This is a genomic window from Microbacterium alcoholitolerans (genome assembly GCF_050408615.1).
Lineage (GTDB): Bacteria > Actinomycetota > Actinomycetes > Actinomycetales > Microbacteriaceae > Microbacterium.
In genome coordinates this window covers 1,270,835-1,291,072 of the sequence record NZ_JBNTKD010000001.1, presented here as the reverse complement: position 1 = coordinate 1,291,072, position 20,238 = coordinate 1,270,835, and the positions used below count along the sequence as shown (strand labels likewise).

Genomic DNA, 20,238 nt, shown 5'->3' with positions numbered 1-20,238 from the left:
TACTGACAAACATGCCCGAGTCGGACGACGCTCAACCGCTGCAGAAGCGATCGGATGCCGCCGCGCGCGCGTTCGGACCGTCGCGGCGACTCCGCTCTCGAACCAAGGTGCTGCCCGAGCACGCTCGCAGTCACAACCGGGCACTTGTGCTGCAGACGCTGTACCACGAGGGTCCGATGAGCCGCGCCGACCTGGCGCGTGAGACGGGACTGACCCGCGTCACGATCTCGGATCTGGTGGCAGAGCTCATCGCCGACGAGATAGTCAAGGAGCTCGGCGTGCGTGAAGCGTCCGGCCCGGGCAAGCCCGCGACCCTGGTCGACGTCGACCGCACAGGCCACCGGATCGTCGGCATCGACATGTCCGGTACGACCCGCTTCGAGGGCGCACTGATGACACTCGACGGCGAGGTGACCGCACGCGAGACGATCGACCGGCCGGACGACGACGGAGAAGCGACCCTCACCGCGACGCTCGAGCTCGCACGTCGACTCATCGCCCTCGCGGCGCAGCCGATTCTGGGCGTCGGCATCGGCACCCAGGGCGTGGTCGGGGCCGACGGCGTCGTGCTCAGCTCGCCGAACCTGGGATGGCACGGGCTGCCGCTGCAGGCCACCGTGAGCCGGGAACTCGATCTGCCCGTCATCGTGCGCAACGACGCCAACGCCGCGGTGCTCGCCGAGTACACCTTCGGGACCGAGCGCAGCGACTTCATGCTCGTCAAGATCGGACGCGGCGTCGGCGCCGGCCTGATCTCGGGCGGTCAGCCACTCACGGGCAGCCGGTTCGCGGCCGGTGAGATCGGGCATGTCGTGGTCGGCGCCGGCCCCAGCCCGCGATGCGTCTGCGGGCGGAACGGATGCCTGGAGGCGTGGGTCAATGTGGGGCGGCTGACTGCGGCGATCGCCGAGTCGCCCGGCGCGCGAGACGACGTCCTCCGCGATGCCGGCGCGCGCCTGGGAATCGCCATCGCCCCGATCGTGGCGGCGCTCGACCTGTCGGACATCGTGCTGTCGGGGCCCGCCGACCTGCTGTCCGACGTGTTCGTCGCCGCGGCGACCGACGCACTGCACGCCCACACCCTGGAAGAGGTGTTCGACGACGTCGAGATCCGCTTCACGGCGCAGCCGGACATCGTGCTGCGCGGTGCCGCCGTGATGGTGCTGTCCGATCAGCTCGGAATCTCGTGACCACCCGGGCCACTCAGGCCCGTTCCCCGGATGCCCGCCGAGTAGGCTGATGACGTGATCATCGGCACCGGAATCGACCTCGTGGACGTTGCGCGGTTCGAGCGGTCGGTCACCCGCACACCGCGGCTGCTGGCCCGGCTGTTCACCCCGGCCGAGCAGCAGCTGAAGCTGCGCTCGCTCGCCGCCCGATACGCCGCGAAAGAGGCTCTGATCAAAGCGCTCGGCGGCAGTGACGGCGTGTACTGGACTGAGATCGAGATCGCCAGCGAAGCTTCCGGACGCCCGCACTTCGTGCTCAGCGGATCGACCGCCGCCGTCGTCGTCGAGCGCGACATCACCGCGCTGCACCTCACCATGACGCACGACGCCGGCCTCGCCGCGGCGTACGTCATCGCCGAGAGGACGGATGCCGCATGATCCGTGTCATTCCTGCCGACACCCCCACCTGCCGCCGACACCCCCAGGTGCGGGCGTCTGCAGCTGGGGGTATCGGCGGCACCTGGGGGTCTCGGCGGAGGAAAGAGGACGCATGAACCCCTTCCGGGAAGCAACCATCAGCCTCGATGCGATCGCCGACAACGTTCGACACTTCCGTGCACTCACCGGCGTGCAGGTGATCGGCGTCGTCAAGGCCAACGCCTACGGGCATGGCGCGGCAGCGGTCGCGATCGCCGCGCTCGCCGGTGGCGCCACCCGCCTCGGCACCGCAACGCTCGACGAGGCGCTCGCGCTTCGTCGCGCCGGGATCACCGCCCCGCTGATGGCCTGGCTGCACGAACCGGGGCGCCGCTTCGCCGACGCGGTCGAGGCCGGCATCGAGATCGGCGTCTCGTCCATGGGACAGCTCGCCGCAGCATCCGAATCGCCGACCGCGGCCGTGCACCTCAAGGTCGACACCGGCCTCTCGCGCAACGGCATCGCCACGCAGGACCTCGATCGCGTTCTCGCCGAGGCCGCACGGCTCGAGCGCATCGGTCGCATCCGCATCGTCGGCATCTTCAGCCATCTCTCCGGCACCAGCATCGACGACGATCGCGAGCAGCTCAGCCGCTACAACGCGGTGATCGAGCGGGCGGCGTCCTTCGGCATCCATCCCGAGATCCGCCACCTCGCCGCCACCGCCGGCGCCATCAGCATCCCCGAGGCGCGACTCGACGCGGTGCGCATCGGCATCGGCCTCTACGGGCTCTCGCCGTTCGCCGGAAGCTCCTCGTCCGACCTCGGGCTGCGCCCCGCGATGACGCTGCGGGCCTCGGTCGCGGCCGTCCGTCACGTCCCGGCCGGGTCCGGCGTCTCCTACGACTACGCCTACCGCTGCGAGCGCGACACCACGCTCGCGCTCGTGCCGCTGGGCTACGCCGACGGCATCCCGCGCCAGGCATCCGGCACCGGACCGGTGCTGGTCGGCGGCCGCCGGCACACCGTCGCCGGTCGCATCGCCATGGACCAGTTCGTCGTCGACGTGGGCGATCAGGCCGTGAAGGTCGGAGACGAGGTCGTCATCTTCGGCGACCCGACGCTGGGGGAGCCCTCTGCGACCGACTGGGCGGATGCCGCGGGCACCATCAACTACGAGATCGTCACCCGCATCGGCGACCGCGTGCCGCGAAGGACGGTCTCATGAGCATCGACCCGGCCTTCCTCGGACGGCACGAGATCACCACCTCGGATGCCATGGAGAACTTCGGTCTGCGCATAGGCGAGCAGCTGCAGGCGGGCGACCTGATCGTGCTCACCGGCCCACTCGGAGCCGGCAAGACCACCTTCACCCGCGGTCTGGCCGAAGGCCTCGGGGTGCGCGGGCCGGTGCAGAGCCCCACCTTCGTGATCGCCCGCACGCATCCGTCGCTCATCGAGGGACCGCCGCTCGTGCACGTGGACGCCTATCGACTGGGATCCGCTGCAGAGCTCGACGACCTGGACATCGACTTCTCCCGCTCGGTGGTCGTCATCGAGTGGGGACGGCCCATGGCATCCGCCATCGCCGACTCGTGGTGGGACATCGAGCTGGTGCGGCCCGTCGGAGGCGCCGACATCGCCGACGAGGACCTCGACGCCGACGCCCCGCGCGTCGTGACCGTCGAGCGCGTCACGGGGTGAATCCCTGGAACGAATGTAGGCGGTCACCTGTGATGGAGGTCTCTCGCCCGCGGCGACTAACCTGGAGGGGTGATCCTCGCCGTCGACACCTCCCTCGGAACGGCCGTCGCCGTCATCGATGCCGACGGGCGCACCGTCGCCGAGGCATCCACCCCTGACCCTCTCGGGCACGCCGAGGTCATCGGCGACCTGCTCGCCGCGGTCGCCCGTCCCGAGATTACCCACGTCGTCGCGGGCATGGGGCCCGGCCCCTTCACCGGGCTGCGCATCGGCATCGCGGCAGCCCGCGCGTTCGCGCTCGGCCGTGGCATCCCCGTCATCCCCGTCCCCAGCCACTTCGCGATCGCACTGACGGCGATCGACGCCGGGACCACCGAGCCGTTCTCGGTGATCACCGACGCGCGCCGGCGCGAGATCGCGGTGAGCCGGTTCCACGGGGTGGATGCCGATGGCATCCCGCATCTCCTCGAGCCGACGCACCTCGACGAGCGCGGCGCGGACACAGCCGTCGAGACCGCCCTGTCCGCCGCCGCCCTCGCGCGAGTCGGGGCTCGCGCTCTGGCCGCCGGGCGCACGCTCGCCGACACCGAGCCCCTGTACCTGCGCTCGCCGGATGTCGTCCAGCCCGGCGCACTGAAGCGGGTGAGCTGATGCCGCTGCGTCAGGCCGCGCTCGACGACCTCGCCGCCATCATGCGGCTCGAGCACCGCAACTTCCCCACCGACGCGTGGAGCGAGGAGACGATGGGAACAGAGGTGTCGAGCGCGCACAACCTCTACCTCGTCGACGAGGAGGGCGACCGCATCGTCGGTTACGGCGGACTGCGTGTGCTGCCCGGCGGATCGGATGCCGACATCCAGACCATCGCGTTCGACGCCGAGTTCCGAGGCAGGGGCAGGGGGCGGATGCTGCTGCGCGCCCTCATCGCCGAGGCGGTCACCCGTCAGGCGCGCGAGCTGTTCCTCGAGGTGCGCGCCGACAACCCGGTCGCCATGGGCCTGTACCTGTCGGAGGGCTTCGCCGAGCTCGCCCGCCGCCCTCGCTACTACCAGCCCGACGACGTGGATGCCGTGGTGATGCGCCTGGACCTGCGCGAATGGTCCGCGCGTGCCGCGGACGTTCCCGCGGCCGCGCCGGCTCCGGAGGAGAACTCAGGCTCGGGAGGAGAGATTCCTGCAGAAGCTCCTCCCGAGGGCGAGAACTCCTCCCTAACGGGTGAACCCGATACGACCGATGCCGCACAGGAGGCCGCCGTGCGAGAGCCCCTGGTGCTCGGCATCGAGACGAGCTGCGATGAGACCGGCATCGGGATCGTTCGCGGCCGCACGCTGCTGTCGAACACCATCGCGTCGAGCATGGACGAGCACGCCCGATACGGCGGCGTGGTGCCCGAAGTCGCCGCCCGTGCGCATCTCGAGGCCCTGCAGCCCTCGATCGAACTGGCGCTCGCCGAGGCGCAGGTGCGCCTGGAGGACCTCGACGCGATCGCCGTCACCAGCGGACCGGGACTCGCCGGCGCGCTCATGGTCGGAGTCGGCGCCGCGAAGGGCCTGGCGGTGTCGCTCGGCAAGCCCCTTTACGCCGTGAACCACCTGGTGGGGCATATCGCGGCCGACATCCTGGCATCCGACAGCGACGAATCCGCACCTCTCGAATACCCGACGATCGCGCTGCTCGTCTCTGGCGGCCACACGTCTCTGCTGCACGTGCGCGACCTGACCACCGACGTCGAACTGCTCGGCGAGACCCTCGACGACGCCGCGGGCGAGGCCTTCGACAAGGTCGCGCGCCTGCTCGGGCTGCCCTATCCGGGCGGACCGCAGATCGACACGGCCGCCGTCGGCGGCGACCCGAAGGCGATCCGCTTCCCGAGGGGGCTGTCGAAGGCATCCGACTTCGACAAGCACCGCTACGACTTCTCGTTCTCGGGGTTGAAGACCGCCGTCGCACGGTGGATGGAGCGCGCCGATGCGAACGGCGATGACATTCCGCTCGCCGACGTCGCGGCCAGCTTCCGCGAGGCCGTCGTCGACGTGCTTGTGACCAAAGCGCTCGCCGCCTGCAAGGACCTCGGCGTGCCGCGTCTGCTTCTCGGCGGCGGCGTGATCGCCAACAAGCGCCTGCGCGAAGTCGCCCTCGAGCGCGCCGCCGCCGCGGGGGTGGCGGTGCGCATCCCGCCGCTGTCGCTGTGCACCGACAACGGCGCGATGATCGCAGGCCTCGCGGCCGAGCTGATCGCCCAGGGGCGAACCCCGTCGACTCTCTCGTTCGGCGCCGACTCCACGCTGCCGGTGACCGAGATCCAGGTGAGCGCGTCATGACGGATCCGCGCATCGAGGGACCGACGCCCGAGGTCGAGAGGCCGGAGGGCAGCGCCTCGCTGCCCGGTGCGTCGAAGGGGTACGGCAGGCTGCCGACCGGACCGGTGCCGATCGACTCGACCGCGCAGGCGCCGGCAGCGGATCCCGTCGAGTTCGCTCCGCACGAGTGGACCCCGGACGACAGCGTCGATGACGCGCGGCTGGCACCCTGGGCACTGTTCGCCGCCATCGTCGCACTGGCGACCTCGATGTTCGTCGGATGGGGGATCCCGGTCGCGATCGTCGCGGTGATCGCCGCGATCATGTCGCTGCGCCGCCCGGTCGAGAACCGGGCCGTCTCGGTGTGGGCGCTGGTGCTGGGGCTCTGCGCGACTCTGTTCAGCACGGGGTGGCTGATCTGGGCGATGATGCAGTTCGAGAGGCTGGGGTGACGGATGCCGGACAGCGCGGACGGCTCACGACGACGTGAGCTGCAGCGGCGGGCCTATGCGCCCGGTGGTGGATTGACGGATGCTGAAGCTGCCGAGCTGCAGGCGCTGACCGACCGCGCCGGTGCGCGTCGACGCGAGCTGCAGCGGCGGGCATACGCTCCCGGTGGCGGGCTCACGGATGCGGAAGCCGAGGAACTGCGGGCGCTCTGCACCCCCGATGTCGTGCCAGCTCCGGTGGGCTCCGTGAACCCGTCCGAGAGCCCGTCCGAGGGGCCGGCCGAAGAGCGAGCCGACCCCGTTCCGAATGAGTCCCCGGGCGTGTCCGAAGACCCGGCCCCGGATCCCGACACCACAGATCCGGCCCCGGACCCCACGAACCCGGCCGACTCCCGGCCGACGCGCAGATGGCTCGCTCCACTCGCGGCAGCCGTCGCTCTGCTGCTGGGATTCGGCGCCGGCTGGCTGGCTTTCGGCCGCGACGACGGTCTCTCGATGACCGCGGAGCAGCGCGACACCTGGGTGCAGCTGGAGGGAGCGAACGATTACGACTCCGGCTCGGTCGAACTGATCGGCGCGCAGTACGGCGTGGACGCCTGGCATGCGACCAAGCAGGAGGGCGCGCACGAATGCCTGGTTCTCACCGGCGGAGAGCGCCGCCCGCAGGCGAACTGCCTGCGGGCCGACCGCGAGCGCAACCCGTACGACCTGCAGATGTCGACGAGTCTCGAGAAGGACGGCGACACGATCTCGATCTGGGCGATGCTCACCGAGGACGCGAAGGGCGACGCCGTCGTGATCATGCAGCGGCAGAACACGAGCGAGGGGTGGGACTGGCGATCGGCGTACTCCGAGGAGGAGCTCCCGATCGCGGAGTTCCTCGATGCCTCCGGATACGACGGGAATTCGCTGCAGCTTCTCGGCTACGACGGCGACCTGCCGGTCTGGCTGCATCAGTACGACCGGACGTGCCTCATCGTGGCGAGCGCCACCGAGTTGATCGCCGAGGCCTGCGGCGAGCTCGACGCGACGGCGAACATCGACCTCGCGTTGCCCGGCAGCATCTACAGCGTGCGCTGGACCGACATGCGCGGGCCCTCGCTGACGATCATCAGGGATGCGGCGGTGACGTCGATCGACGACAGGACCGGTGAGGTCGTCGACTGATCACACCCGGTCGGCGAGGATCGCCACCCGCCCCGCGGCCGTGCGCGCGAGGATCAGTGTCGCCTCGCCTGAGCCCTTCAGCGTGAGCTTCTTGCGGAATGCCGCAGGATCGACATCCATCCCGCGCTTCTTGATCTCGAGCCGTCCGATGCCGCCCGCGCGAAGCGCCGCGTTGATCGCCTTCACGTGCGCCGGCATCGTCTCGCGCACCCGGAACGACTGCACGAACGGGCAGGTCAGCGCAGCATCCCCCGTCAGGTAGGCGATCTGCTCGTCGAGCATCCCGGCATCCAGCATCCGCGCCACTTCGCCGATCAGCCGGGCGCGGATGACCGCGCCGTCCGGCTCGTGCAGGAAGGCGCCGAGCTCGCGGACCGGTGCGTCCTCGACGTCCGCCGGCGCGGTCAGCTCGTGCGTCTCGCCGTCGCGCACCACGAGCGCGGCACGTCGGATGCCCTCGCGCGCAAGCGCGCCGCTCCACAGCACCAGCTCGACGACGCTCCCGTCGGCGCTGACCCACTGCGCCTCGACGTCGTCCGGGATCAGGTCGCGGTCCAGGCCCGGCCCGAGCTTGATGCCGGTCGGATGCTGTCGCGCGACCTCGAAGCACCAGTCCAGCGACGGCGACCAGTCGGATGCCGATGTCCGGCGCGTCTCGGAGTGCCCGGCGGTGCGCCGGGCGGGATCCAGCCAGATCGCCGAGCGCTCTGCGGCATCCGAGCCTGTACCCGCGCCGCGGGAATGTGCGCTTCCCGCGGACGAATCGGCAGAAACTGTCCGCGCGAAGCGCACTTCTCCGCGGCTGGCGCTCATGAACTCCTCGGCGGTGCCATGCTGCACCGAGGCATCGCCGCCGAACGGAGCCAGGTTGTACGCGGCGATCGCGGCGGTGACCTCGTCGGCATCCACGGCCTGCACGCGCAGACCGGCGCCCGCGAAGGCGAGGCTGTCGCCGCCGATGCCGCAGCCGAGGTCTGAGACGTGAGTGATGCCAGCCTGCCGCATGCGTCCGGCGTGCAGCGCCGCGACATTCAACCGGGTGGCCTGTTCCAGGCCTGCGCGAGTGAACAGCATCCGCTGGGAGAACTCGCCGAACTTGGCCCGCGCCTTCACCCGCAGGCGCGCCTGTCCGACGACAGCCGAGACGAGGTCGGGGGAGTGGCCGGCCGCCCGCAGCCGCGACACCGTCTTCGCGACGTCGGCAGTCGATGAGATCGCGCCGGCCTCGTCGAGCAGCCGGAGGCCCTCGGGCGTGAGCATGGCGGTGAGCTCAGACATCTCCACCCGTCAAGCCTAAGCGCTGGCACTCGCATTGCGTGAGTGCCAGCCATCGGCATACACTGGAGTTAGCACCCTCGGCATGAGAGTGCTAACAGTCTTCTGAACTCAGTCACGAAAGAAGAGGTACACCGTGTCGGTTTCCATCAAGCCGCTCGAGGACCGCATCGTCATCCAGCAGGTCGAGGCAGAGCAGACCACCGCAAGCGGTCTGGTCATCCCCGACACCGCGAAGGAGAAGCCCCAGGAGGGCGAGGTCGTGGCCGTGGGCCCCGGCCGCATCGACGACAACGGCAACCGCGTTCCGCTGGATGTCGCCGTGGGCGACCGCGTGCTCTACAGCAAGTACGGCGGCACCGAGGTGAAGTTCGGTGCTGATGAGTACCTCGTGCTCTCGGCGCGCGACGTCCTGGCGGTCGTCGTCCGCTGACGCGTTCTGTTTCGAGAAGACCCGGTTGCCTCGGCAACCGGGTCTTCTTCTGTTTCCCCTATCGACCCCCATCCGCCCCCTATCGATCCCCGGTGCGGCGCCGACAACCCTCGGGACGACCCCCGATGCCGCTCTCGCGGCGAAGTCGCACACTCTTATCAAGCGCCAATTGGCACTCACGATGAAGGGGAATCAATCATGGCTTCGGAAGACAACGTCAACGTTCTCGGCACCCAGCTGAATCTCGGCCTCGATGTCGATGATTCGGGCAACGACTACTCTGACACGAACTCCAACAACGACTTCCTGTCGAACAACGATGTCGATGTCGATGACTCGGGGAACGACAACTCGGATCACAACTCGCACAACGACAACTCGGACAACTCGACGACCGACAATTCGGACAACTCCGACCACTCGGACAACCAGTCGAACAACGACTTCCTGTCGAACAACGACACCGACGTCCGTGACTCGGGCAACGACAACTCCGACAACTCGGACAACTCCGACAACTCGGACAACTCGGATAACTCGGACCACTCGGTGCACGACTCGGGCAACCAGACGCTGTACGACCACTCGATCAACACGGGCATCCGCCAGTACGACACCGGCATGGGTGATCTCAACATCGGTCTCGGCGGCGCCGGCGGCAGCAGCATGATGTCGGGCATGGGCGGCATGGGCCGTCTCGACCTCAACCTCGACGTGCGCAGCACGATCAACGACCAGTCCGTCAGCCAGAACATCTCGACGGCCTCCGGCAGCGGCGGCGCCGCGATCGCAGTCGGCGGAGACGCAGACGGTGGCTGGGGAGGGCCGGCGTTCTCGGGCGCAGGCGGCGGTGACACCGGTGACGGCGGCGCAGGCGGTGACGGCGGCGCAGGCGGTGGTGGCGACGGCGGGGACGGCATCCTCGGCAGCGGCGGAGACGGAGGCGCCGGCGATGGCGGTGCAGCGGGTGCCGGTGGGGGCTCCGGCGCCGGCGGCGGTGCCGGCTCGCTCGCCGGCGGCGGCAACGCCAACGGCGGATCGACCGGCGACGCAGGCGCGATGGGCGGAGGCGCGTACGGCGGCAACGTCAGCCAGTACTTCGGCCAGAGCAGCAACATCGCCTCGGGTGACAACTCGATCGCAGCCGGCGGCGACGTCGACGTCCGCAACATCGACACCGACATCTCGGTCGGGGACATCTCGATCGGGAACACGTGGAACACCGACTCCTTCAACGACGACTTCTCCGACAACTGGCGGATCAACGACTCGTTCCAGGACAACTCGGACAACTCCGACAACTGGAGCGTGAACGACTCGTTCCAGGACAACTCGTTCAACCCCGACCTGGACGTGGACGTCGACGTGGACAACTCCAACGTCGGCAGCCCGTTCGGAGACGCGAACGAGACCGACGTCGACTTCTGAGACTGACACGTCTGGGGACTGACGAAGTCGAAACACCTGCCCGGCCGTCCACTCTGGTGGACGGCCGGGCACACCACTAGAATCCTCAATCAACCGACCCGGGGCGAGAGCGATGTCTGACGCACACGAAGCTGTACCGGCTGACGACGGCATGCCGGATGCCGCGTGGTCCGACGGCGCGCTCTTCGACCCGCTCTCGACTGACGCCTTCAGCCAAGAGCTCGCGAACATCGACGAGTCGGATTGGGATGTGGACGCGGACCTCCTGTGGGGCGAGGACGCGACCGGCGAAGTCGAACCGGGCGGCGAAGCCCCCGGGTTCGACTTCTTCGGCTGAACACCACCCGGACGCAAGAGGGGGACTCGTGCCGGCGCAACGCAGCAACGCAGAGAATCAGATCGTCGATGTCATCCAGAACGTCGGCGATCTCGCCGCGTCAGCGGGCAGGCAGGATCTCGCCGTCCGGCTGGCCAACACGCGCGAGAGGCTGGGCGATCCCTCGATCCGGGTGATCGTCGTCGGCGAGTTCAAGCAGGGCAAGAGCAAGCTCATCAATGCGCTGGTGAACGCGCCGGCGTGCCCCGTCGACGATGACATAGCGACCAGCGTGCCCACCACCGTCGGCTACGCCGACACGCCCTCCGCATGGGTGATCGAGCGACCCGCCGAAGCCGGCGCCGAACCGCTGCGGCGCGAGATCCCGATCGACAGGCTCGCCGACTTCGTCTCCGAGCGGGGCAACCCCGGCAACGAGCGCGGTGTGCTCGCCGCCGAGGTGCTGCTGCCTCGGGAGATCCTGCGGGGCGGACTGAAGCTGGTGGACTCGCCGGGGGTCGGCGGCTTGGACTCCTCCAACTCGCTCGCCACACTCGCGGCGCTCTCATCCGCGCACGCCGTGCTGCTCGTGTCGGATGCCTCGCAGGAGTACACCCAGCCGGAGGTGCAGTTCCTGCAGCATGCGATGCGGATCTCGCCGAACGTCGCGGCCGTCCTCGCCAAGACCGATCTGTACCCCGAATGGCGCCGCATCGAGCAGATCGATCGCGGGCACTTGGAAGGGCATGATGACGTGCCGATCTTCTCGGTGTCGAGCGATCTGCGCCTGCTCGCGGCCGAACTGCAGGACCGCACTCTCAACGACGAGTCCGGCTTCCCCGCGCTCGTGGCGCACCTTCGCCGGGAGGTGCTCGGGCGAGCCGAGATCATCCATGAGCGCAGCGCGGTGCACGAGCTCACCTCTGTCGTCGATCAGCTCGAGATGTCGCTGCACGCCGAGCTGAACGCGCTGGTGAATCCCGAGGACACGCCGCGCATGATCGCCGAGCTCGAGAGCGCCAAGGAGAAGGCGGATGAGTTCCGTGGGCGCTCGGCGCGCTGGCAGGTGCTGCTGACCGACGGCATCGCCGACCTCGTCGCCGACATGGAGCACGACGTGCGCGACAGGCTGCGCAAGGTGCAGCGCGAGGCAGAGCGGGCGATCGATGACGGCGACCCTGGCCCGATCTGGGACCAGATCAGGGAGTGGCTCGATCAGCGGGTGACCGCCGCCGTATCGGAGACCTTCGTGTGGACGGATGAGCGCTCACGGTGGCTGGCTGAGGAGGTCGCCGAGCTGTTCAGCCAGGACGAATCCGACATCCCGATCCACGATGTGTCGGACATCGACGGCGTGCTCGATCCGGTGGACGGCATCTCGGGGCTGGATGCCGGTCAGCTCAGCGCCGGGGAGAAGATCTACATCGGCGTGCGCGGATCGTACGGCGGCGTGCTGATGGTCGGCCTCGCCACGGGGCTCATCGGCATGGCGCTGATCAACCCGCTGTCGCTGCTGGCCGGTGTGCTCGTGGGTCGTCGCGCCTACCGCGAGGACATGGGCAACCGGCTCAACCGGCGGCAGCAGGAGGCGAAGATCATCGTGCGCAAGTACATCGATGAGGTGACCTTCCAGGTCGGCAAGCAGCTCAAGGATCGACTGCGGATGGTGCAGCGCGCCACGCGCGACCACTTCGGCTCTCTCGCCGAGGAGCTGCACAGCTCGCTTGCCGATGCGCTGCAGCGGGCCAAGCAGGCGGCCACCGGCTACACCGCCACGCGGGACCAGAGAGTGGTCATGCTGAGGAACCGGATCGCCGAGCTCGAGCGGGTGCGCAAGGCGATCCCTGCACTTCCGCCGGCGCCCGTCCGCGCGCTGCCGGCCGGCGCACCGGGCGCGGCGATCGGCACGAAGGCGGCGTCATGACGGCGACGGTGATCGCCGAGACCGAGGATCTGCTGCGCACGGCACGCAGCGCATATGTGGGAGATCGCGACGCAACGGCGGTGATCGACCAGCTCGAGGTGCGGCTGCACGAGCCGCTGCGCCTGGCACTTGCGGGCATGGTCAAGGCGGGCAAGTCGACGCTGATGAACGCGCTGCTCGGAGAGCGGATCGCCGCCACCGACACCGCTGAGTGCACCCGCGTGGTCACCTGGTACCGCTACTCGCCGACGCCGAGGATCAGCGTGCATCTGCGAGACAGAACCACGACGAGGATGCCGATCAGACGCGACAGCGGTCTGCTCGTGTTCGATCTCGGCGGACGCACCGCCGAGGAGATCGAATGGATCGACGTCGGCTGGCCGCTGGACGGGCTGTCCTCGCTCATCCTCATCGACACACCGGGCATCGCCTCGCTCTCCGAAGAGACCTCCGCGCGGACCTCCCGGTTCCTGACACCGGAGGACGCCCCGTCGGCGGCGGATGCCGTCGTGTACCTCATGCGGCACCTGCACGGCTCCGACATGAAGTTCCTCGAGGCGTTCCGCGACACCGCCGCCGGTGCGTCCCAGAGCGTGTGCGCCGTCGCCGTCCTGTCTCGCTGCGACGAGATCGGTTCGGGCCGCATCGACTCGCTTCTCTCTGCCCGCCGCGTCGCCAAGCGGTACGAGCGTGACGGACATCTCGCCGCACTGGCGCTGGGCGTCGTGCCGGTCGCGGGGCTGCTCGCCGAAGGTGCGCGCACGCTGCGCGAGAGCGAGTACATCGCGCTGCGCGAGCTCGCCGGCCTGGAGCGCAGTGCACGCGAAGGGCTGCTCGTCTCCGCAGACCGATTCGTGCGCCCAAGCGACGCCACAGGTCTCAGCGTCTCGGTGCGCGAAGAGCTGCTCGCGCGGTTCGGGATCTTCGGCGTGCGCCTGGCGACCGCGATCATCCGCGGCGGAGTGAAGAGCTCGTCCGAGCTGTCGGATGCCATGGTGCAGCAGAGCGGCATGGTCGAACTGCAGGAGCTCGTGCAGACGCAGTTCCACCCTCGTGCCGACATCCTGAAGGCACGAGGCGTCGTGCTGCAGCTGCAGTCGCTGCTGGAGCGCGCACCGCGCGCGGGCACTGATCGCGTCCGCGCCGGCATCGAGCGCTTCGGCGCATCCGCCCACATGCTGCGCGAGCTCTCGCTGCTCGCCGAGTCGCGCTCGCGGGGGCTTCCACTTCCCCGAGAGGATGCCGCGGACGCCGCGCGCATCCTCGGAGCGGGCGGCATCGCGGCATCCGACCGCCTCGGTCTGCCCAGCCACGCTTCGGATCGCGAGATCGCGGGTCGCGCCGCGGCAGAGATCGATCGGTGGCGAGCACTCGCAGCCTCTCCCACGGCCGAGCGCGACGCGCTGGCCGTCTGCCAGGCCGTGCTGCGCAGTCTCGCCGAGATCGCGTCAGAGGTCGGGCTGTCCCGTCCCCTCCGGCCCGCGCCGGACATCGAATCGCCGGGCGGACCAGGCGATGGCCTTGGGCAGGATGCTGGCGAGCAGGGCGAGGAGCACCAGGGCGGCCTGCGCCGCAAGAAGCGACTGAAGTGGCGCGCCTTTCGCGCCGAGAGCCACCCACTCGGGTGAAAGCAGCACCAGAAGCCCCTGCAGCGCGAGAGTGAGCAGCTGCCACCAGCGGATCTGCGGACGCCGCCCCATGAATGACACGAACATCGTGATCTGTGCGAAAAGCAGCCCGACGACCATTCCGAACACCACCCAGAAGATGATGTCGGCGGCATTCTCGTAGGTGCGGTCCTCCCGCCCGTCGGTGACCGCCTTCGCGACGTCGGTGATCAGCGGCAGCAGATCCTGACGGATCACGAACATGTACACGATGGTGAAGGCGCCGACCGCGAAGCTGAGGATCCAGAAGAACTGGCTCGCGCGGATCGAGAACGGCGGTGTGGCCTTGACCAGCACGGGCGCCAGGTTCGGGTTGCTCAGTGAGGGTCGCGCCGGCAGCTCCCGGGCTCCATAGGGCACGACAGACCCGGCATCCCCCTCCCGGGACGAGGAGGGGGATGCCGGGTGTGCCTTGCGCGGTGTGTCAGTCATCCTCGAGCGGAACGTCGACAGGCTGCTCGTCGAGCGCGGCGTCGGCCGCGTCGGCATCGTACGAGTCGCCTCCGCCGGCGGCCATGTCGCCCTCGAGCAGATCGGCGGGCTCGGGGACATCTGCCGGCGGCGGGGGAGGTGCCGCCGGTTGCGCTGCGGCCGTGGCCGCATCGGCCGCGCTGTCGACCGCCGCATGGGACTCAGCAGCCGGCGTCGCGCCGTCCTCGGGAGCGGCGTCGCCGGCTGTGTCGTCAACCGCTGCGTCGCCCGACGCGTCTTCAGCGGCAGCGGCGTCGTCGTTCGTGCCGTCCACGCCGGTCTGGTTGAAGCTGCCGTCGTTGCTCTCATTGCCGATGGAGACGTCGCCCATCGAGACGTCGAGATCGGAGTCGACCACCGACACATCGTCGCCTGCTGCGATCGAGTGGTCGCCCGAGGCTACGACGGCCTCCTGGTCGAAGACCTGCGTGACGTCGCCGCCCTCCGTCCAGATGTTCTGGTTGACGGACTGATCCACGATCGTCGAGCGCGCATCCACGGTGGTGGTGAACTGCTGCACCATCCGGATGATCTCGCGCACGGTCTCATGGTCATCGCCGCCGCCCCCAGGGGTGGGAGGCGGAGGCGGAGGAGGCGTGTCGTTGTGGATCACGCGTGGATTGTCGATGATCACCGGTCGCACCGCAGCGACATCCGCCATGCACACGCCCTGAAGGCCGTTGTGGGCGAGTGTGGCGGCGGGAGCGGCGGCGAATTCGTCGACAGCGTCCGGATCCTTCAAGAGACTGAGAATGAACGCGATGAGCGCGTCCGCGATGGTCTCAACCGGTGAGGTCATCAGCTTCCCCCTTCAACTGCTGTGTTGTCTCCTGGCTCAAGCCCCTCAGCTGCCAGGTTGACGTCGTCACTCGGATCGTATGCGGACTGGGCCGCTCACAGCATCGGGGGTTTACCCGATACCGCATGGGGGGTTCACGGGGGTTCCTCCGTGCGCCCCGCGCCGACCCCGCCCTCGCCCAGAAGCAGGCGCAGTCTCGTCAGCACCTCCGACCGCGACGTGGCACCCAGGCGCCGCCGGATATGGGCGATGTGATGCTCCGCCGTGCGCGGTGAGATGAAGATCGTCTCGCCGATCTCGGCGTAGGTCTTGCCCTGCAGAACGAGTCGGGCGACCTCGATCTCGCGGTCGCTGAGCACCTCTTCCGGCGCCGCCTGCGTGTTGCTGTCGACGTCGTCGGTGGTGGTCGGTGTCGGGCGACGGGTGCCGTCGTTCGGGTGCAGTTCACGAGCACAGGCCAGCAGCTGCGCGGCGACCTTGCGATCGTCGGTTCGCCCGGCGCCGTGGCCGGCGAGACGCGCCGCGTCCCACATCAGTCCGATGGCGGCGAGTCCCTCGGCGGCGCTGATGACGGCATCCGGATCGACCGTGCCGGCCAGCACGTCGGTCCACACCCGGCCCGCCTTCGCCATTCGCGCCGCCACGCGACTGCGATGCGCCGCGGCGACGAGCGCCTTCGCGTGCGGCGCGAGAAGATCCGGCCGGCTCAGCAGGATGCCCCGCTGGATCCCCGCCCAGTGCACGTGCGCGGACCAGATCGGCGGATCCCCGAGATCGTCGATGATCTGCAGCGCGCGCGCCAGATGTGCCTCGACGCGTGCGGCATCGCCGGCCCGTGCGGCCGCGCTGATCAGCTCGGCAAGGGGATGCAGCAGGTACAGGTCGACGTCGGCGCGGAGCAGACTCGCGCGTGCATCATGCCAGGCTGCCTCCAGGCCGGAGGCGTCGTCGTAGCGCCGGGCGATCGCCACGCGCACGGCGTGCATCAGCACCGCGTCGCGGGTCGGAAGCGCAGCCATCGGCGACATGGCGAGAGCGCGATCCAGCAGCTCCCTGGCATCGACCGGATGGGCGCGCTGCACGGCGACCCAGGCGCTCCACAGCAGCAGGCGCGTACGCGCCCAGGCACCGCCGTGGTCCGCGGCGATCGCATCGTCGAGCACACCCTGTGCGGTGGCGAGCCGGCCGAGGTCGAGGGCGACGATGGCCGCGAGCACAGCGGGCACCTCGCACAGCGCATCCGCGCGGTGCGCACTGGAGTACATCTCCGCCGAGCGCACGAGGTCCGGCAGCGCGTTCTCGTCGCCGGCAGAACTGAGCGTCGCCCGCAGCCCCGACCGCAGCAGCTCCATCGAGACCCCGGCCGCAGAGGGGATGCCCTCGGCGAGCGCCGGTGATGCCGGCGGCTCTGAGACGCCGATGCCTAACGCGGCGATCGACGCGTTGGTCAGTGCGCTGTCGTCCTGCGGCGGTGCGAACCGATAGACCTCGTGCGCGCGGACCATCATCGCGCGAGCAGACCACATCGCCGCCGAGACGCCCGTCACGGCGGACCGGTCCTGGCCGCCCGTCGTGCTGATCACCTCGTCGACGAAGACAGCGGCGCGGTCCAGATCGCCGGACGACCAGGCGGCGAAGGCGCGGCGCTCGGCCAGCACGGCAGCATCCGTCCCGCTCTCCACAGCCGCGTCATAGAGGGCCCCGGCCTTCGTCGGCTCGGCGGTCAGCATCCGATCGGCGCTGGAGACGAGTGCGTCGGCGACCCGCTGATCGCGCACCGGACGCAGCCCCTCGCGGTGCTCGAGCGCCTCCGGGAAGCGCGTGCACAGGTCGATCAGTCGCTGGTTCGGCATGGCCTCGCGCACGGCGGTGCGCACGAGCGGCGCCGTGTCGCCGCTGCGCAGCAGCAGCCCCTGGGAGTAGCCCTGCAGCACCCAGTCGTCCTCCGTGGCTTCCGGCACCGGATGTGCCTGACCGGGGCCGGCGATGCAGACGTCCTCGATGGCGTCGCGCAGACGGTCATCGACTGTGTCGACTCGATGCAGGATCAGCTCGGCCAGCGATCGGTCGAGCTCCGCATGCGACTCGTCGTGGGCGCAGTCGCGCGAGTCATGGTGCTGCACGGCCTCGGTCACCAGCCACGAGATGCCGAGCGTGCTCCTCAGGATGTGCTCGACGCACGCGTCGGCCATCGTCAGCTCGAGCACGCTCAGGTGATCGAGCACATCGGAGCGCGACACGTGCCCGAGCACGGTGGCGGGCGTGTGCTGCTCGAGGCGCCGAGTGATCTTGCGTGCCGTGGGGCCCGCGGGCCAGGGCCGCCGGGCGATGATCAGCGAGGCGGTGGGATCATCCGCGCGCTCGCCGAGCCGGTGCAGCTGCTCGTCGGACAGCAGGTGCAGGTCATCGACCAGGAGCACCTGCTCGGCCGGCGCATCGTCGAGATCGACGGTGGCGTCGTTCACGAACTGCACGTCCCGGGAGTGCTGTGCGAACAGGTGGTGCAGGTGCTGCAGACCGGTCGACTTCCCCGAGCCGGCGGTGCCGACGAGGGCAGCACGGGGCGTGTGGTGGCCGATGACCTCGAGCGCAGGGCGCATCTGGCGCTCCCAGGTCAGCGGAACGGTCACCATCGGGCGCTCGGCGAGCGCGAGAGAGCTGTTTGACATGGCGTCGGGGGCCGCCTTCGAGGTCAGGGCGCCGAGGGATCGGCGGTCGGATCCGGCGCGGAAGGCGACGGCTGAGGACTCGGGTCGACCGGCGCGGACGTCGGTGTCGGGTCGGGAGCGGGCTCCGGCGCCGGATCCGGTGACGGCGAGGGATCCGCCGTCGGTGTCGGGTCGGGGCTCGGGTCCGGGGCGGGATCCGGTGTCGGGTCCGTCGTGGGGGTCGGATCCGGTGTGGGATCCGGTGTCGGGTCGGGAACGTCGGGCGTGGGATCGGTCGTCGGCACGGGTTCCGAGACGGGCGTGGGCGTGGGCGTGGGTGCCGGCGTCGGCGTCGGCGTGGGCGTCGGGTCGGGATTCTCCACCTTCGGCCCTGAACCGCTCGGCTGCGAACCGGATCCGCCGCTCGGAGTGGCGTTGGACCCGGAGCCCGCGTCGGGCGCCTCGACCTTCGGGCCGCCTCTGCCGCTGCGGGAGGGCGTGGCGTCGGAAGGGTCGGAGGAGCGATCGGACTCGTCGTCCTGGCGTCGTTCGCCGCGATCCGAGTCCGTGTCTTCCGTGTCGTCGTCTTCTTCGGCGATCCGTTCCGCGTCCTGCACGGAGTAGCCCGAGGCGTTGCGCCAGAACGCCATCGGATCGGATGTGTGGCTGCCTCCCCTGGTCGCGCCGTTCGCAGCATCCGTTCCGCTGCCCAAGGGCGTCGTCGAGGCGAAGACGATGCCGGCGGCGACGATCACGGCGCCGGCAGTGAGCGCGGCCGCTGCGCCGTACGGCACCTTGGTCTTGCCTCCGGTCGGTCGGAGCACCGCCAGCGCGACACGGCGCGGTCGCTCGACCTCTGGCGAAGCGGCCGTCATCGGAACGACCTCGGTCGAAGGGAGTTTCTTCATCCGCGCCCATGCCGCGTGCGCCGCGCCGATCGCCGCCGCGTACTGCGGGTTGTCGGGCACCGTGAGCGGACGATCGAGCCGTGCCGAGAGCACCTGGGCGATCAGCGGGATGCGCGCAGAGCCGCCGACCAGGATGATCTCGTCGACATCGGCGGAGTCGATCTGTGCGGCATCGAGCGCCCGTTCGAGGGCATCCGCCGTCGCGTCGATCACGGGCGTCGCCATCGTGTCGAGTTCGGAGCGGGTGACCCGGACGCTCGTCGTCTCGCCGCCGAGCGTGACGGGGATCGAGGCGTCTGCGCTGAAGGACAGCTGCTCCTTCGCGGTCGTGATGGCGCGACGCGTGGTCAGAAGCTCAGCGCGCGTGCTTTCGGTCGCCGCCTCGGCGCCGGCCAGAGGCAGGACATACCGCATCAGTGCGGCATCCACGTCGAACCCGCCGGTGTCGATCACGTGCGGCTCGGACAGCACATCTAAGCCGCGCAGGGCGCTCGCCTCGAAGGTGGCGCCGCCGAGGTCGTACACCGCCACGGTGTGTCCGCGGGACGAGCCGGTGGCGTATCGCTCCGTGACGACGACCGCCGACGGAACGAGCACCACGTCGGTGAGTCCGCTCTGGCTGAGGGCGGTGCGCAGGGCATCCATGCGGTAGCCGGTCCAGCCGGTGGGGTGCGTCATCGCGACCACGCCGGGTCGCGTTCCCTGTTCGGCCGCGACAGTGGCGACGATCCAGACCGCGAGTCGCGCGACCAGCTCTTCAGCGCGCATCGCGAACCCGGCGACGACGATGGGCACGCGGTCGCCCACCGAACGCGTGAAGTCGCGCACCAGACGCTCCGGGTGATCGCGCCCGCGTTCCACCGCCTCTGCGCCGAAGCACACGTCGCCTTCATCGGTGACATACGCGAGCACCGGAATATCGGCCCGCTCCCGCCCCACGGCAAGCGGCACCACCAGAAGATCTTCACGCTCAGCAGTGTTGGCAGTGACCGTTGTCACACTGGTCGTGCCTACGTCGAGCGCGAGTACGTATTTCGACTCGCCCATCACTTCCGCCGAATTCCCCAGTCATCCAGAACTTGGATGCCGCTCACTATAGGCCGATCCGAGCCGAATGGGAAGAGGTTTCTACGCGGGTAGCGCGCTGTTCATTCGGCGGACGC

The 20,238-nt window shown here is 69.6% G+C and carries 17 protein-coding genes and 1 pseudogene; 14 read left to right on the top strand and 4 right to left on the bottom strand.

The window, feature by feature from the left end:
• Nucleotides 1-11: 11 nt before the first annotated feature.
• The 9 genes and pseudogenes from ACQUSX_RS06195 to ACQUSX_RS06155 all read left to right on the top strand — a co-directional run bounded on the left by ACQUSX_RS06195 (nt 12) and on the right by ACQUSX_RS06155 (nt 7,206).
• A complete protein-coding gene (locus tag ACQUSX_RS06195) occupies nt 12-1,190 on the top strand; it encodes an ROK family transcriptional regulator (protein WP_428906080.1) in 1,179 nt (392 codons plus the stop codon).
• Nucleotides 1,191-1,244: 54 nt separating this feature from the next.
• Nucleotides 1,245-1,607, top strand: coding sequence for a holo-ACP synthase (locus ACQUSX_RS06190; RefSeq protein WP_428906079.1), 363 nt, complete (start codon nt 1,245-1,247; stop codon nt 1,605-1,607).
• A gap of 112 nt (nt 1,608-1,719) precedes the next feature.
• Nucleotides 1,720-2,814 carry an alanine racemase gene (gene alr / locus ACQUSX_RS06185; protein WP_428906078.1) on the top strand — a complete coding sequence of 365 codons (1,095 nt, stop codon included), beginning with the start codon at nt 1,720-1,722 and terminating at the stop codon, nt 2,812-2,814.
• On the top strand, nt 2,811-3,290 hold the full coding sequence (gene tsaE / locus ACQUSX_RS06180) for a tRNA (adenosine(37)-N6)-threonylcarbamoyltransferase complex ATPase subunit type 1 TsaE (RefSeq protein WP_428906077.1): 480 nt from the start codon (nt 2,811-2,813) through the stop codon (nt 3,288-3,290). The genes alr and tsaE overlap by 4 nt, the downstream gene beginning before the upstream one ends.
• A 69-nt stretch (nt 3,291-3,359) precedes the next feature.
• Nucleotides 3,360-3,941, top strand: coding sequence for a tRNA (adenosine(37)-N6)-threonylcarbamoyltransferase complex dimerization subunit type 1 TsaB (tsaB, locus tag ACQUSX_RS06175; RefSeq protein ID WP_428906076.1), 582 nt, complete (start codon nt 3,360-3,362; stop codon nt 3,939-3,941).
• A pseudogene (gene rimI / locus ACQUSX_RS06170) lies at nt 3,941-4,357 on the top strand (ribosomal protein S18-alanine N-acetyltransferase); the annotation flags it as partial. The gene tsaB and the pseudogene rimI, both read left to right, overlap by 1 nt.
• Before the next feature lie 186 nt (nt 4,358-4,543).
• Entirely contained in the window at nt 4,544-5,611 is a 1,068-nt protein-coding gene (tsaD, locus tag ACQUSX_RS06165) for a tRNA (adenosine(37)-N6)-threonylcarbamoyltransferase complex transferase subunit TsaD (RefSeq protein WP_428907602.1), read from the top strand.
• Nucleotides 5,608-6,042 (top strand): hypothetical protein, encoded by a 435-nt coding sequence (locus ACQUSX_RS06160; RefSeq protein WP_428906075.1) that lies wholly within the window; start codon nt 5,608-5,610, stop codon nt 6,040-6,042. The genes tsaD and ACQUSX_RS06160 overlap by 4 nt, the downstream gene beginning before the upstream one ends.
• Nucleotides 6,043-6,045: 3 nt before the next feature.
• The gene (locus tag ACQUSX_RS06155; RefSeq protein WP_428906074.1) at nt 6,046-7,206 is read left to right on the top strand and encodes a hypothetical protein; all 1,161 of its coding nucleotides are present in this window, start codon (nt 6,046-6,048) and stop codon (nt 7,204-7,206) included.
• Here the strand turns inward: ACQUSX_RS06155 and ACQUSX_RS06150 are convergent, their stop codons facing one another.
• Nucleotides 7,207-8,490, bottom strand: coding sequence for a class I SAM-dependent methyltransferase (locus ACQUSX_RS06150; RefSeq protein WP_428906073.1), 1,284 nt, complete (start codon nt 8,488-8,490; stop codon nt 7,207-7,209).
• Nucleotides 8,491-8,617: 127 nt separating this feature from the next.
• Here ACQUSX_RS06150 and groES point away from each other — a divergent pair, with 127 nt between their 5' ends.
• The 5 genes from groES (at nt 8,618) to ACQUSX_RS06125 (ending at nt 14,210) form a co-directional block, all read left to right on the top strand.
• On the top strand, nt 8,618-8,914 hold the full coding sequence (gene groES / locus ACQUSX_RS06145; protein WP_067242196.1) for a co-chaperone GroES: 297 nt from the start codon (nt 8,618-8,620) through the stop codon (nt 8,912-8,914).
• Nucleotides 8,915-9,112: 198 nt separating this feature from the next.
• Nucleotides 9,113-10,342 carry a hypothetical protein gene (locus ACQUSX_RS06140; RefSeq protein ID WP_428906072.1) on the top strand — a complete coding sequence of 410 codons (1,230 nt, stop codon included), beginning with the start codon at nt 9,113-9,115 and terminating at the stop codon, nt 10,340-10,342.
• A 112-nt stretch (nt 10,343-10,454) separates the two neighbouring features.
• Nucleotides 10,455-10,679, top strand: coding sequence for a hypothetical protein (locus ACQUSX_RS06135; protein ID WP_428906071.1), 225 nt, complete (start codon nt 10,455-10,457; stop codon nt 10,677-10,679).
• 28 nt (nt 10,680-10,707) lie between these two features.
• Nucleotides 10,708-12,582 carry a dynamin family protein gene (locus ACQUSX_RS06130; RefSeq protein WP_428906070.1) on the top strand — a complete coding sequence of 625 codons (1,875 nt, stop codon included), beginning with the start codon at nt 10,708-10,710 and terminating at the stop codon, nt 12,580-12,582.
• The gene (locus tag ACQUSX_RS06125) at nt 12,579-14,210 is read left to right on the top strand and encodes a GTPase (protein ID WP_428906069.1); all 1,632 of its coding nucleotides are present in this window, start codon (nt 12,579-12,581) and stop codon (nt 14,208-14,210) included. Before ACQUSX_RS06130 ends, ACQUSX_RS06125 begins: the two co-directional genes overlap by 4 nt.
• A gap of 463 nt (nt 14,211-14,673) precedes the next feature.
• On the opposite strand, the gene ACQUSX_RS06120 is transcribed toward ACQUSX_RS06125, so the two are convergent.
• The 3 genes from ACQUSX_RS06120 to ACQUSX_RS06110 all read right to left on the bottom strand — a co-directional run bounded on the left by ACQUSX_RS06120 (nt 14,674) and on the right by ACQUSX_RS06110 (nt 20,122).
• Nucleotides 14,674-15,519 (bottom strand): IniB N-terminal domain-containing protein, encoded by an 846-nt coding sequence (locus ACQUSX_RS06120; protein WP_428906068.1) that lies wholly within the window; start codon nt 15,517-15,519, stop codon nt 14,674-14,676.
• 134 nt (nt 15,520-15,653) lie between these two features.
• Entirely contained in the window at nt 15,654-18,188 is a 2,535-nt protein-coding gene (locus tag ACQUSX_RS06115) for a LuxR C-terminal-related transcriptional regulator (protein ID WP_428906067.1), read from the bottom strand.
• A 23-nt stretch (nt 18,189-18,211) separates the two neighbouring features.
• Nucleotides 18,212-20,122, bottom strand: a complete 1,911-nt coding sequence (locus ACQUSX_RS06110) for an Hsp70 family protein (RefSeq protein WP_428906066.1) — start codon at nt 20,120-20,122, stop codon at nt 18,212-18,214.
• Nucleotides 20,123-20,238: the final 116 nt, after the last annotated feature.

Excerpts from the sequence above, each read along its gene's own strand:
- ACQUSX_RS06195 (WP_428906080.1), top strand. The coding sequence starts at position 12 with ATGCCCGAGTCGGACGACGCTCAACCGCTGCAGAAGCGATCGGATGCC.
- alr (WP_428906078.1), top strand. The coding sequence starts at position 1,720 with ATGAACCCCTTCCGGGAAGCAACCATCAGCCTCGATGCGATCGCCGAC.
- tsaE (WP_428906077.1), top strand. The coding sequence starts at position 2,811 with ATGAGCATCGACCCGGCCTTCCTCGGACGGCACGAGATCACCACCTCG.
- ACQUSX_RS06160 (WP_428906075.1), top strand. The coding sequence starts at position 5,608 with ATGACGGATCCGCGCATCGAGGGACCGACGCCCGAGGTCGAGAGGCCG.
- ACQUSX_RS06155 (WP_428906074.1), top strand. The coding sequence starts at position 6,046 with ATGCCGGACAGCGCGGACGGCTCACGACGACGTGAGCTGCAGCGGCGG.
- ACQUSX_RS06140 (WP_428906072.1), top strand. The coding sequence starts at position 9,113 with ATGGCTTCGGAAGACAACGTCAACGTTCTCGGCACCCAGCTGAATCTC.
- ACQUSX_RS06135 (WP_428906071.1), top strand. The coding sequence starts at position 10,455 with ATGTCTGACGCACACGAAGCTGTACCGGCTGACGACGGCATGCCGGAT.
- ACQUSX_RS06125 (WP_428906069.1), top strand. The coding sequence starts at position 12,579 with ATGACGGCGACGGTGATCGCCGAGACCGAGGATCTGCTGCGCACGGCA.
- ACQUSX_RS06120 (WP_428906068.1), bottom strand. The coding sequence starts at position 15,519 with ATGACCTCACCGGTTGAGACCATCGCGGACGCGCTCATCGCGTTCATT.
- ACQUSX_RS06115 (WP_428906067.1), bottom strand. The coding sequence starts at position 18,188 with ATGTCAAACAGCTCTCTCGCGCTCGCCGAGCGCCCGATGGTGACCGTT.
- ACQUSX_RS06110 (WP_428906066.1), bottom strand. The coding sequence starts at position 20,122 with ATGGGCGAGTCGAAATACGTACTCGCGCTCGACGTAGGCACGACCAGT.